This is a genomic window from Pedobacter soli (assembly GCF_900101435.1).
Classification (GTDB): Bacteria; Bacteroidota; Bacteroidia; order Sphingobacteriales; family Sphingobacteriaceae; genus Pedobacter; species Pedobacter soli.
The window spans coordinates 111986-125564 of record NZ_FMZH01000006.1; the positions used below are offsets into that span (position 1 = coordinate 111986).

Here is a 13579-nt window from a genome sequence, read left to right on the forward strand (position 1 = left end):
ATTGAACTGATCCAAACATTCGCCGGTTTAGGCCGGCTCAGGGTCAGTAATGTTGGTAGCATTGCTGACTTTTTTTTTGGATTGCAGTTTTAAGGTTTATTTCATTACTACAATCCTCCTTTCTTCAATTTTAAAATGAACAGATCCTGTTTCTTCTATTTTGCTCAGCACCTGCGATACATTTCCAAACCTGGAAACGGTACCGCTAAAACCTTTGGTTAACAAACTTTTATCTTTAAATATTATCTCTACATTGTACCAGCGCGATACTTTGCGCATAATACTTTCCAGATCTTCATCATCGAACATAAAAAGGCCTTCCTTCCAAGCTACGGCCTCTTCGGTATCTACCGCGTTTACCTTAACCGAAGTGCCTTTTAGCACCGACTGTTCGCCAGGCTTTAAAACTTTGGCCAGATTTCCGGTTCCGCCTGCAGGTGTAACCCTAACCGATCCCTCTACAAGTGTAGTTTTGGTATTGTCTTCATTATCGTAGCTGTTGATATTGAAATGGGTACCCAAAACTTCTACCAACTGGGTTTCGGTTTTTACATTAAACGGAACCCTTTGTCCATGGTCAGTTTTTTTAGCTACTTCGAAATAGGCTTCGCCGGTAAGCTGTATCTCGCGACCGGTATTGGCAAATGCTGTCGGGTATTTTAATGACGAGCCTGCATTGAGCCAGACTTTGGTACCATCGGGCAGGTTAATCTGGTATTGGCCACCCTTTGGCGTTTCGATGGTATTAAACTGTGGTTTTCCGCCAAGTAATTGGGCAGTGGTATTTTTAGCGGTGTATACCAGCTCACCTTTAGCAGTTTTGGTAATACTTACCCCCTCCTGATCGGCTATTTTACCATTCTGCACATCATCGAGCACAATTCTGGTGCCGTTGGCTAAAGTAAGGAAGGCCTTATTGCCGCCGGGTTTGATATCATTTTGCACCAATGATCCGGTATTTTGAACTCCGGATTTAGGGGTATGCAGATATTGATAAAACCCAAAACCCAATGCCAGCAAAATGACTGCTGCAGCTGCCCAACCCCATGGCATTTTTACTTTTTTGGGCTGCTGGTTACGTTCCTGTATGCTTGCCCACATCGAATGCCCAAGCGAAGCATAATCCGGCTCGGAAGGTAATGCCTCCTGGTTTTCGGTTACCTTCAGGTACCACGACTCTACAATAGCCGCTTCTTCGGGTGTACAATTCCCGGCCAGGTATTTTTCCAGTAATGCTTCAGCTCGTTTATGGTTCATAACTTACAGTATCGGTTGATGTATGGTTATGAACATTTGCCCGGGTGTTGGGCGTAGAAAAAAATAAAAAAAAATTAAAATTGAAAAATCAGAAGAGGAAAACGAACAAACTACCCAGTTTTAAGCGCAGGATTTTCAGCGCATTGTTCATTTGTTTTTTAACCGTTTTATCAGAAATTTCCATCCGTAGCGCAATTTCACGGTGTGATAAATGTGCGTTGCGGCTCAACTCAAAAATCTCGCGCATTTTTGCAGGCAACTGCGCCACTTCGAGCTCAATCCGTTTGGCCAGTTCGCGGTTGCGCACCAGGTGGTCGGTGGTATTGTTGCCGGCTTCGATAAACTTCTCGAGCGAATTTAAGTAGTTGTTTTTTACTTTTCCGCGTTGAAACAGTTTAAGGATACTGTTACGCACGGCAGCATATAAAAAACACGATAAGGAAGTGTGAATTTCGAGTGCTTCAGATTTCGACCACAGCATTACAAATACATCCTGCACCACATCTCTTGCTTCTTCGTCGTTTTGAAGGACCTTACGTGCATAGCGGAATAGTATAGCCCAGTAGCGCTGGTAAATTTCTGCATAAGCACGGTGGTTACGCTCCTTCAGGAGTAGTAAAAGCTCATCATCAGTATTCAGATTATAATCACCCATTACCGTCCTAAATTTCTTGCAAAAAAACTATTCTGATGTTAAATATACAATTCTCTGCGTATTAACAATTTGTTAAGTATAAAAATATTTTTGTATACAAATACTAAAGTACTTTGAGCAGGATAAGTGGTAAACCGGGACAGGGCCGAAGGCTAGAAGGGATCGTAATGCTTTTGCTAATTGCTTTCCCATCGCTCAATCTTGCCTCGGTTAGCCACCGAACCGCTCTTTCTTTTCTCTTGATAGAAAAGAAACAAAAGATCAAGGCTTGGATCCGATGTTGGATAAAATCGTCAAAGCTTTTATAGCGGCAGCGCAAGTCCCGCCGAAGGGTCGGGAAGAACACGCTGCCTTGGGCAGTAGTATTTGAACGTTTGTACAGAAGCTTTAACGTTTTCTCCTGCCATCATCTCCTATGCCGGAGGGCAGGGTGCAGAAGTATGGCGTTTAAAGGTTGTCACCCTGAGCCTCCCGATACATCGGGATCAGCATCTCTCATTTGCTAATGCTTCGTAACGCCTTTCAATAATCTCTTTGTCATGCTGAGCGCAGCGAAGCAACGCTTTTTTGTTTACGTTGGTAAATAAGAGCCCCTGAAACACCCATCCGACCAGCCGGGCGGAAATTCAGGGTGACGGCTAGAGGGGATCGTCATTCCCGCGCAGGCGGGAACCACGAAGTGCTCAGCGAAGCTAATCTTAATGCGAACGCTGGTTGCTTTCCCACCGCTCAATCTTGCCTCGGTTAGCCACCGAACCGCTCTTTCTTTTCTCTTGATAGAAAAGAAACAAACTTGAGCGCAGCGAAAGCATGCCAGCCGATGAAAACAACAACAAAAATGGCATAACTGAAAGGCTTGGATCTGATGTTGGATAAAATCGCCAAAGCTTTTATAGCGGCAGCGCAAGTCCCGCCGAAGGGTCGGGAAGAACACGCTGCCTTGGGCAGTAGTATTTGAACGTTTGTGCAGAAGCTTTAACGTTTTCTCCTGCCATCATCTCCTATGCCGCTGGAAAAAATGCTGGCAGCATGTGTAGAGAATCCTCTTTTGACTGTCATCCTGAGCCTGTCGAAGGACTTTCATTAATTCATTCTCTAATGCCGCACGCATTAATAGCGAAGTGCATCCATCCAAATACTGCATCAATCCCTACCCCTGCTATTTCGCCCCCTGCCTTTACTGTTTTATGGTTTTAGTTTTGCTATTATTGCGGCAAGTTTGATGCATATTAAACTTAACACCATGAAAAAAATACTTTTTACTTTACTCTGCTTCTTCATTGCGCTATCAACCGTACAGGCGCAAAAAGGCATTAATTTTTCCCGCACCTACCCTGCCGGTGGGAGACTGCTGATGCATGTAGATAGTGCGGCTAAAAACATCTACTACGCTAATGTATTCCCCAATCAACCCAATACCTCCTTTAGTTACTTACCTGAGGTTAACCAGGTTAATATTCAGATTAATTTCAGGGAAAAAGTCCATATACAAAATTACAGGTATACTATACTCATCGATAACAAACCAACGATTGTAAATCAATCGATTAACGAAGCTCAACTGGAAGATACCCACGCAGGTGGCGACGAAGAAATATTCCGTTCTGCAACACTGGGTACTTTTCCGGTAAAGGGCAAAGTAATTACTACTTTGGTATACAGCACCGAAAAGCCGCTTGATATTGAAAAAGCCGTGCTATATGGTAAGTCACTTCCTAAAGCAAAAATTAAAGCATTTTTAAAGCGCACGGTAACAGACAAAGGAGTTAACTACAGCCCGATAACTGACCCTAAAGAAAGTACCCAACTTACTTTAACTGAAAAAGACGATGAACTAACCCTTGTGAAAGACAGATCGGCCATCGATTACCTCTACTACACCACCATAAAAGATAAGCAAACCCAAAAAATAATCTACGAATCAACTGCCTGGCAGTATGGCGGCTATATTGATGAAGCCAATGAGTTTTCGCCTTACCTGCAGGTTGATAAAAGTATTTTCAAAAAATCGGGCGATTATGAAATTATCATTCAGCCCTCCACCTTTTCACGGTTTAAAATGCCGGCAAATGAAATGGAGAAATACACCGCCAGGTATACCCTCGCCATCACTTTGGATCAGGAAAACTACAGCAAAAGGGAACTTTGGATGTATGTACTGTTTGCAGCACTTGCTATCGGATTCGCCTTTCTTGTTATCCTCTACTTCATTAAAAAACGAAACCAAAAAAAGCTGGCAGAAAATGAGCAGCAAAAAAACACCGCAAAGCTCCGGCTTAACGCTATCCGCTCCCAGTTAAACCCACATTTTATGTTTAATGCGCTTTCGGGCATTCAAAACTTAATGAACAAAAACGAGATCGATAACGCCAACAAATACCTGTCTAAATTTGCCCGCTTAACCCGCAATGTACTACACGACAGAGAATTGATCAGTTTAGCACAGGAAAAAACTTTACTGGACGATTACCTCCAAATGGAGCAATTGCGTTTTGGTTTTAATTATGAAATCAATCACCCCGAAAACCTCGATTTAGACATTACCGAAATACCGGCCATGCTGCTACAGCCTTTTGTAGAAAATGCAGTAAAACATGGTATATCTAAAAAGGCTGCCGAGGGTAAAATTAGCATCGCCTTTATGCAGCAGGGAAAGGATCTGGTATTAACGGTTACTGATAATGGAAATGGCTTCGACACTGCAAAAAAGAGTAGCGGTTTAGGGCTTCAATTGAGTAACAACAGAATAACCCTGTTAAATGATATTTATAAAGAAAATCGCTTTACTTTGGCTGTACAAACAAACCCTGGTGACACTAAAATAAGCCTAACCTTAACCGATTGGCTGTAACAATAAATTAATATTTATTTAAGTCATTCGACACCTGTAGAATCAGTGTTGATCAGTGTTTATCTGTGGCTAAAAATAATTAACCTTAACCGACTGGCTGTAATATGATGAGAGCAGTTTTAATAGACGACGAAATATCCAACTTAGAAAACCTGCAGGCTTTGCTTAACAAACATTGCCAGCAGGTAACGGTAGCGGCCACAGCTCAAGACGTAAGTAACGGCGTTGCTGCCATTGAAAAACATACCCCCGATTTGGTATTTCTGGATATTCAAATGGGCGAACAAACCGGTTTTGAAGTATTAAAACTGCTCCCAATGCGTAATTTCGAAGTTATTTTTGTTACCGCCTACGACCAATATGGCATACAAGCCGTAAAATTTGCAGCCTTAGATTATCTGCTAAAACCTGTTGATATTGAAGAACTGAAAGAAGCCGTAAATAAAACCGGGCGGAAACTGGTAGCGCAAACACCAACTGCCCAGCTCGATTTTTTACTGCAGCAACTCAAAAAGCCCGAAGCGAGTGTGAGCAAAATTGCCCTGCAAATGCAAAACGAAATCAGGTACATTGGCTTAACCGAGATTATCCGTTGCGAAGCCGATAATACCTATACCCACTTCTTCCTTGCCGACGGCGAAAAAATACTGGTTTCTAAATCGCTTAAAGAATATGCCGATTTGCTGCGCCCCAATGGCTTTTTAAGAACACACCAAAGTCATCTGGTGAACCCGAAATATGTAAAAAGCTGGTTAAAGGAAGATGGCGGCATCCTGCTTTTGAGCACGGGAGAAAAAATCCCGATTTCTAAACCGAATAAGGAGACGGTAAAAAAGGCTTTGCAGCAGCTTTAATTTTTTTTAACCACAAAGAACTCCAAACTTGCTCGACCACCTTAGACACCTAAGCACACCTGAGCAGCAAGCGATATCTTAAACGCCCAGACATCAGACCTCCGACCCCGGACCTCCGACTTTTTTAACCGCAAAGCACGCAAAGGAAAAAGACGCAGAGGGTATAGAGCTGGGTGTTTCATGCCATCGTCTATTTTACATCTTCCATCATTCCTCCTCGCGAACCTCCGACTCCAAACTCACAACTCCAAACTCGCTCGACCACCTTAGACACCTAAGCACACCTGAGCAGCAAGCGATATCTTAAACGCCCAGACATCAGACCTCCGACCCCGGACCTCCGACTTTTTTAACCGCAAAGCACACAAAGGAAAAAGACGCAGAGGGTATAGAGCTGGGTGTTTCATGCCATCGTCTATTTTACATCTTCCATCATTCCTCCTCGCGAACCTCCGACTCCAAACTCCAAACTCGCTCAACCACCTGAGACACCTAAGCACACCTGAGTAGCAAGCGACATCCTAAACGCCCTGAAATCTAATGCTATTCAATAACAAAGCGCTTGGTTCTACCAAACGCTTTGTACCTATATTGAAGCTATCAATGATATTTCATCCTTTAGATTAGCTTGTGCGATCTATTTAAATTTCAGGTTTAATGAAACAATGTTCGAGGCTAATCCTGTTGAACGGGCATAATGGCCATACCTGAGCTCAAGCATATTGAGGCGCTGCCAGCCCAGTACGCCTTTTGGAGGCGAAAAACGAATCCCCATACCATAGAAATCACTGTTCAATGTAGAAAGGTCATAGTCGCTGGTAAAATACTGCGCAGTTGGATCATGCTGACCATACGCTGCAAAATACCTGGTGCCGGTTTGGTTGTTATACCGGTAAAAAGGACTGATGGAAAAGAAGGAGTTAACCTTTACCGGGATTTCTAGCTCAGCCGTGTGTGCTCTTATCCCCCAGTTATCCATATAATAACGGTAAAAACTCCTGATTACAAAACGATCGCCCAGGAAATAATTCATCCTCAAGCCAATGGGCAGTTTATAACGTTTATCGGGAAGTGTTTCTGCCCGCAGTGAACCATCTGTAAAATAATCACGCTGGTATTTGGTTGCCAGTAATCCATGCTGATAGGAAGGCTCGAGAATTAAGGCCGCCTGAAAGTTTTTATTAATGACCTGCGCGAGGGAGAATGATGCGCTGAAGGAGTTTCTGGGAGCGGTTCCATATTCTTCGCCGCGTTTACCCGTGTTTCCCGTTCGCAGCTCGACAGGCAAAATTACCGTCCACTGATCGAGGAAAGCCTGAAGCTTAAAGTCAAACTGGGTATTTTTATCTTTGGATAAACGGGTAAGGTTAAAAGCAGCCCCTACCGATTGATAGTCAAACTCCGTAGAATAAGAGCCTGTAAAACCATAAGCATTACCTGTTTGCTCATTGGAATGTGTCCAGTTGAGCGATGGATAAATACGCGTATCAGCAGCAGATGCTGAAGAGATTGTACTGGGATCAATCTTATCTGATGAAGCTGAGGTATAATGATCGATCCCCAGTTCGAAAAGAAAGGTATTTTTTTTTCCCCGTTTGTTGAACCTCGACAGTTGCAGGTCGATGGTATTGGCGATATCGCTCAGTTTTTCGGTACCTATACCCCCGGTTACAGCAGAATTGTTGCCATTCTGGTTATAATAAGCAGACACCAGGTTTACTTCATCAATTTTTAATTTTCTGGACTGATAACTGCTGCTATCGGGTTTTATCGCTACAGGAGTAGTTTGTGCATAGGCACCGAACATGCCCAGGTACATAAAAAGCACATGGAAATATATTTTTTTCATAGCTGCTCTTCTCTTTTAGTTACAGCCGCAGCCACCACCGCTTTTACCTCCGTTAGCGCCCGATGCCCCTTCGCGATACAATTGAAAACTCTGTTCAAACTTCTGCACCTTGCGCGCAGAAAGAATCATATCCGCATCTTTGATTTTGCTTTTCTGATAGGGTTTTACACTGCTGCAGGAGCTCATGGCTACTGAAATGACAGTTACCATGCCCAACAGCTGTAAAAATGTTCTGGAAATTTTCATAACTATATCACATTAATATTGTTTGAGGTAAAGAGCCTGTCATCATCGTCGATTACGATACAAGCCACTTGTTTAATCTGGTTGATGAGTTCGAGTCCAACCTTAACGCCCATAACCACAACCGGCGTTGCCAGTGCATCGGCCAGTTCTGCACTGGGGCAGATAATACTCACACTTTTTACCCCGCTTACCGGAAGCCCGGTTTTAGGATCAATGGTATGCGAGTAACGTTTGCCATCGATAGTGGCGAATTTTTCGTAGTTGCCGCTGGTTGCAATGGCCATATTACTGATATTTAAGGCTGAAAACGGCTTATTGGTTTGCGCCGGATCGGCAATACCCACGGTCCAGGAAGCGCCATTTTGCTGCGCGCCCCAGGTAATGAGATCGCCGGCAGCATTTACAATGCCGCTTTTGATGCCATGTTCCTGCATAATGAGTTTCGCCCGGTCGGCAGCATAACCTTTTCCAATCCCTCCAAAACCTATGCGCATCCCTTTGTTTTTGAGCATCACGCTGGATGCGGCCTGATCGATCACCACATTGCGGTAGTTGATCAGCGCTACAGATGCCAGGGCTGTTTCGCGACTGGGTAAGCTGGTCATATGCTGATCAAAGTTCCACAGGCGTTTATCAATAGAACCGTAACTGATATCGAAAGCACCATCTGTAATTTCAGAGATTTTTTGCGCCCGCTCAATAAGCCCAATCACTTCCTGGTCAACCCTGACTGGCGCTTCTCCCGCAGCGCGGTTGATCTGGCAAGTCTGGCTGGCTTCATTAAAAGTGGTTAACAGGCGTTCTATCCTGCTCACTTCGGCAATAGCAGCATCAATGGCTTTATTGCCCTCGCTTTCACTTTCTGCAACGGCCGTAAACTCAAAACGGTTTCCCATCAGTTTTAATACCCTGTTTATGGTCGGCTGTATGGTCATATACCCTATTTTTTCAATTGGTCAATTTCAGCAATAAAAGCTTCGGCACTTTCATCAGGAAATCCATCCCAGGCTTTTAACACCTTGCCATTTTCGTCAACCAGCACGGTATAAGGGAACTTTCCATCTTTATTGTAACGCTCAGCCAATGCTTCATTAAGCTTCACCTGTTCTTTAGGAAGCTGGTTTTTCTTCTGTCTCGGAAAATCTGCTCGTACCAGCAGTAAGCTAGCCGAAGCATAGCGTTCAAAGTTGTCGGATTCGAAGATTTCTTTACGCAAACGAATACAAGGACCGCACCAGTCAGAACCTGAAAAATTAATGAGGATCTGTTTATGGCTTAATTTAGCCTCTTTTTGTGCCTGTGAAAAATCGCCCATCCAATTGAGTGTACCTACGAAATACACGAATAGGGAAATCAATAGTAGTTTCATAATTTAAGAATAAATCCTGAGTGAAGTACCTGTTAACTGGGTATGATATGCTGTTAAAGATCGGGTTGCCGGCCCGTTGGTTACTGCGCCGCTTTCGGCAAAGGTTGAACCATGGTTGGCGCAATAAAACCTGCTGTTTGCAGACTGGTAGCTAAGCGTATAACTTTCGTGTGTGCACGATCGTTGTACAGCGATATAATTCCCGGTCATTGTTCTGGCTACAATAAGGCCGTTTATAGCTAAGGAACCTCCGTTATTAAGTAGTGCAGCATTGGTGGCCAGGCTTAAATCAAGCGTAAAATCTATTCCCGTAGGTCCTGTGGTATCGGCATCATTGCTTCCATCACTTTTCTTACAGCCCATGCAGTTTATCAGCGCAAAGGCTGCCGCACTCATGCCCATACTGTTTAAAAATTCCTTTCTGTCCATAATTCTTTTTATAGTTAAAATAAACAGTGCGTTACACGATTTGCCAGATGTACCGATAGATGGTTATTTAGTATCGATGGATCCGGGAAAAATTGGTAAATTCCAGCTGATAAAAAGATTCCTGATTTCCGGTAGTTCAGGCTTTGGTGCCCGATACTTAAAACAATAATACCCCTTTGTAACAAAACTATAACTGAAATCTGAAGGAATTCTGAAGATTTACCTCGAAAACTGTTAAGATATGTTAATGCCGGAGCGTTAACTGATTTCCTGATTGGCATTACTGCTTACTGGAATACTGCATTCCCATATCACCTTATAGTTCATCCAGACCTCCGACTTTTTTAACCGCAAAGCACATAGAGGAAAAAGCCGCAGAAGGCATAGAGCCGGTGTTTAATTCCATCATTCCTCCTCGCGAACCTCCGATTCCAAACTCCCAACTCGCTCAACCACCTAGACACCCAAGCTTTTTGCTTTGGTCTTTTTGCTTTAAGCTTTCTCACCACCTCAGACACCTAAGCATACCTAAGTAGTGGCTGATAGGTTAAGCACCCAAACTTCGGACTCCTGACCTCAGACCTCCGACTTTTTAACCGCAAAGCACATAGAGGAAAAAGACGCAGAAGGCATAGAGCCGGGTGTTTAATTCCATCATTCCTCCTCGCGAAGCTCCGACTCCAAACTCCAAACTCGCTCAACCACCTCAGACACCTAAGCACACCTAAGCAGCGAACGATAGATTAAGCACCCAAACTTCGGACTCCTGACCTCCGACCTCCGACTTTTTACCACAAAGCACACAAAGGAAAAAGACGCAGAGGGCACAGAGTTGGGTGTTTCATGCTATCGACTATTTTACATCTTCCATCATTCCTCCTCGCGAACCTCCGACTCCAAACTCACAACTCCAAACTCGCTCAACCACCTCGGACACCTAAGCACACCTAAGCAGCGAACGATAGATTAAGCACCCAGACTTCGGACTCCTGACTTCCGACTTCGGACTTTCCAAACGCCAATGATCCTCGTTCCGAACCCCGACGACCCTGTTCCGAACCCCAACGACGCGGTTCAGAACCCCGGCGACCCTGTTCCGAACCCCGGCGACCCTGTTCAGAACCCCGGCGGCACCGTTCCGAACCCCGGCGACGCTGTTCCGAACCCCGATGACTCCGTTCCGAACGCCAATAGACCCCGTTCCGAACACCAACGACCTCGTTCTGAACCCCGACGACCCCGTTCCGAACCCCGGCGACCCTGTTCCGAACCCCGGCGACGCTGTTCCGAACCCCGATGACTCCGTTCCGAACGCCAATAGTCCTCGTTCGGAACCCCGACGACTCCGTTGCGAACCCCGGCGACGCTGTTCCGAACCCCGATGACTCCGTTCCGAACACCAATGATCCTCGTTCCGAACCCCGGCGATCCTGTTCCGAACCCCGGCGACCTCGTTCAGAACCCCGGCGACGCCGTTCCGAACCCCGACGACCCCGTTCCGAACCCCAGCGATCTTGTTCAGAGGTGCCTTTTTGCACCGCTCCAGAATTATATTATCTCCATTATCATCCCCCAGCCCTCTTCAAAGGGGGAAAGATCTGCTTTAAAAAGGGGGCTGACCGAAATCAGAATGGCAATTTACCCCATAGAAAATCCCGTCCCCCTTTGAAGGGGGTTGGGGGATGACTTTTAATAGCTGTGATATTGCCTTTTAACGCAAACGGGGCACCGATTTGGTGCCCCGAGGTAATTAATAGATGCTAAAAGTAATTTAATCAAATTTCCGGCTTATTCGCCAGGCTCAATCTTTCTGCCACGACTAGGAAAGCGTTGTTTCAAATCATCGTACATGGTTTGTACACCCGGCATATTGGAGCGGCTTGCGCCTTTAATAGAATGGTAAATTACCAGGGCTGCTTCGTAAGCTTCGCCACCTGCCACCATGCCGGTATCTTCTATGGCACGCAATAGCGTACTTACCAGCTGAGAAACACTATTCAAATCGGCAGCCAGTTTATTGTCTCGTTTCGCTTCATTTAAATCGATATAAACTGGTACCAATGCCGGGTTTTGCGTTGCATACTCGAGTGTTTTGCTTACAAAGGCCACCGTTTTATCGCTCGCTTTGAGGTTCCACCTTCTTTCGTCGGCGGTTAAATTGATGGTTAAAATGGGGTCCAACAGCGTTTTTAATTGTTGAAATGCAGCGCCAATGGCTGCTAATTGGTCTGGGGTGATTTCAGCTGAAATCCTGTTGCTTAAACTCATAGTAGATGGTTTTTTAGCGTTAAAAATTAATTATCAAATCCTTTTTAAGCACATAAACCACAGAAATTACCCATCCAGGCATTCCATTAGCCTTATGCTTATTTTAAATAAAAATGTGGGATATGAAACCATTTAGCCGTTGGAAGGCTAGCGAGGTAATGGTTTAATTTTAGGGTGATTATGAATTAAATATAGATAAAATAATAACAAAAAGAATATACTTTGAGATATTTATCAAATTTGGTTTGTAGGTAATGCGAAAGCGGATATTCTTGACTTGTTGGCAAACTAGAGGTTATAGATAAAACGGCGGGGATTACAAATCCCGACCAACGAGTGATGTTATTTTAATGCATACATTGAGGTGTATTTCAACTAAAATGTTTATTACCTGTTTTTAATGAAAACCGTTGATGAAACAGCTTAAATACAAGCTTTCTTACAAAGAATATTCCTGAAATTTTGCATCTTTAGCACGTAGATTAACCAGTAAATCTATCAGGAATCGCCGAAAACTGCATTTTGAAAGAGTAGGCAGCAAACGTTTTCAATGAAAAAATTATTTATGGGGTCAATCGCCCTGGCTACGCTATCTTTATCTATCCTCCTGTTTCAAATTAGTTGTAAGAAAGAAGTAAATGCCCAAAACACTGGCAGCTATGTTTTACCAGCAGCAACAACCTCCACTTTGGGAGGAGTCATTGTTGGAAGCGGCCTAAGTATCAGTCCAAACGGAACACTTACCGCAAATGCAAGTACCGCTCAGTTAAACAAATTAGTTTACTCGAAAATAACCTTTGATTCTGGAGGAACTTATAAAGGTGCTGAAATATGGACTGCTAATTATGATGGTACTGCACAAACAAAAATAAATGTTGCCTTACCTTCTGGCATTGTTTTCTCCGAAAACCCATCGCCTAAACTTTCTCCAAATGGTACCAAAGTTTTCTTTACCGCAGGTCCCGCATCAACTTATAATCCAACAATGACGACAATTGAAAGCCTATATTCATGCAATATAGACGGCAGTGGTGCTGTTAAGATTATTGAAGGTACAACAATAAGCCGAATTGGAGATCACATGGCATACTAAATGGCTATTATTAATCAGCAAATAAAAAATCAGATATTATCCATTCAATTGGTAAAAAACTGCTAATGTAGATTTTATTTAAAAAGTATAAAAAAATGAGCGCTCCTGGTAACGCTCATTTTTTATTTACAGTTTATTTTTAGATAACTATTCCCACTGCTGGCACACACGGCACGCGTACGCTAGGTAACACCGTCTTTTTCATCCTGATGAATGCGAAACCCTTTTTTAAAAATCTGTTTTAAATCCCTAATATTTTCTTTGATTAAATAAATTGTTGGTTTTATAGCCGTCATACCTTTTCTTTTAATTTCCTAATAACCATTAAACTCAACTATGAAATCCTCAAGTTTAGTTTTCATCAGTGCCCTTAATTTGTCTGGAATGATCAATATATGTTCATCATTTAATTGGCAGGATTGTGTTTGTGGTATATCATTGTCATCAATAAAATCATATTTTAGAATTAACAGATTTTGTGAATAAAATTTAACATGCAGTAAATGATCATTTGAGGCATATATATCATTACTGATTAAAGTATGCAAACCATCTTCATCCCTTCCACAACCTATTTGAATTTCATCTTCTAAAAGATATAAAACAAATTGTTCCAATAACATTTGAATCTGATGATCATTGAATTGATTAGCTATATTCTGCAGCATATCTTAAGTTTTTAGCCAAGGTTTATTTTTTTTGATTAGT

13 protein-coding genes are annotated in these 13579 nt (G+C 43.2%); 4 read left to right on the top strand and 9 right to left on the bottom strand.

Features of this window, described 5'->3' with window-relative positions; translation table 11 throughout:
- Positions 1-96: 96 nt before the first annotated feature.
- Positions 97-1257, bottom strand: a complete 1161-nt coding sequence (locus BLR37_RS14405) for a FecR family protein (protein WP_090769714.1) — start codon at positions 1255-1257, stop codon at positions 97-99.
- Between the two features lie 88 nt (positions 1258-1345).
- Positions 1346-1912: an RNA polymerase sigma-70 factor gene (locus tag BLR37_RS14410; protein WP_090769716.1), complete on the bottom strand. Its 567-nt coding sequence runs from the start codon at positions 1910-1912 to the stop codon at positions 1346-1348.
- A gap of 1243 nt (positions 1913-3155) precedes the next feature.
- Here BLR37_RS14410 and BLR37_RS14415 point away from each other — a divergent pair.
- A complete protein-coding gene (locus tag BLR37_RS14415) occupies positions 3156-4763 on the top strand; it encodes a sensor histidine kinase (protein ID WP_090770087.1) in 1608 nt (535 codons plus the stop codon).
- Positions 4764-4867: 104 nt separating this feature from the next.
- Complete coding sequence (locus BLR37_RS14420; RefSeq protein WP_244154669.1) at positions 4868-5617, top strand: LytR/AlgR family response regulator transcription factor; 750 nt, start codon at positions 4868-4870, stop codon at positions 5615-5617.
- A 637-nt stretch (positions 5618-6254) separates the two neighbouring features.
- On the opposite strand, the gene BLR37_RS14425 is transcribed toward BLR37_RS14420, so the two are convergent.
- From BLR37_RS14425 to BLR37_RS14445, 5 genes are read right to left on the bottom strand one after another with little or no spacing between them, the layout of a single operon-like run.
- On the bottom strand, positions 6255-7466 hold the full coding sequence (locus BLR37_RS14425) for a DUF3570 domain-containing protein (RefSeq protein WP_090769719.1): 1212 nt from the start codon (positions 7464-7466) through the stop codon (positions 6255-6257).
- Positions 7467-7481: 15 nt separating this feature from the next.
- Entirely contained in the window at positions 7482-7712 is a 231-nt protein-coding gene (locus tag BLR37_RS14430; protein WP_090769721.1) for a DUF4266 domain-containing protein, read from the bottom strand.
- A gap of 2 nt (positions 7713-7714) precedes the next feature.
- On the bottom strand, positions 7715-8647 hold the full coding sequence (locus BLR37_RS14435) for an FAD:protein FMN transferase (protein WP_090769723.1): 933 nt from the start codon (positions 8645-8647) through the stop codon (positions 7715-7717).
- Between the two features lie 5 nt (positions 8648-8652).
- Positions 8653-9081, bottom strand: a complete 429-nt coding sequence (locus BLR37_RS14440) for a thioredoxin family protein (protein ID WP_090769725.1) — start codon at positions 9079-9081, stop codon at positions 8653-8655.
- Between the two features lie 3 nt (positions 9082-9084).
- Positions 9085-9510, bottom strand: a complete 426-nt coding sequence (locus BLR37_RS14445) for a QcrA and Rieske domain-containing protein (RefSeq protein ID WP_090769727.1) — start codon at positions 9508-9510, stop codon at positions 9085-9087.
- Between the two features lie 1402 nt (positions 9511-10912).
- Between BLR37_RS14445 and BLR37_RS25125 the strand changes: the two genes are divergently transcribed.
- Entirely contained in the window at positions 10913-11179 is a 267-nt protein-coding gene (locus BLR37_RS25125; protein ID WP_143009579.1) for a hypothetical protein, read from the top strand.
- 119 nt (positions 11180-11298) lie between these two features.
- Here BLR37_RS25125 and BLR37_RS14450 read toward each other — a convergent pair whose 3' ends face one another.
- Complete coding sequence (locus BLR37_RS14450; RefSeq protein ID WP_039483048.1) at positions 11299-11778, bottom strand: hypothetical protein; 480 nt, start codon at positions 11776-11778, stop codon at positions 11299-11301.
- A gap of 550 nt (positions 11779-12328) precedes the next feature.
- On the opposite strand from BLR37_RS14450, the gene BLR37_RS14455 reads away from it, so the two are divergent.
- Positions 12329-12871, top strand: coding sequence for a TolB-like translocation protein (locus BLR37_RS14455; protein ID WP_090769729.1), 543 nt, complete (start codon positions 12329-12331; stop codon positions 12869-12871).
- A gap of 314 nt (positions 12872-13185) precedes the next feature.
- Here BLR37_RS14455 and BLR37_RS14460 read toward each other — a convergent pair whose 3' ends face one another.
- Positions 13186-13539: a hypothetical protein gene (locus tag BLR37_RS14460; RefSeq protein WP_090769731.1), complete on the bottom strand. Its 354-nt coding sequence runs from the start codon at positions 13537-13539 to the stop codon at positions 13186-13188.
- Positions 13540-13579 lie beyond the last annotated feature (40 nt).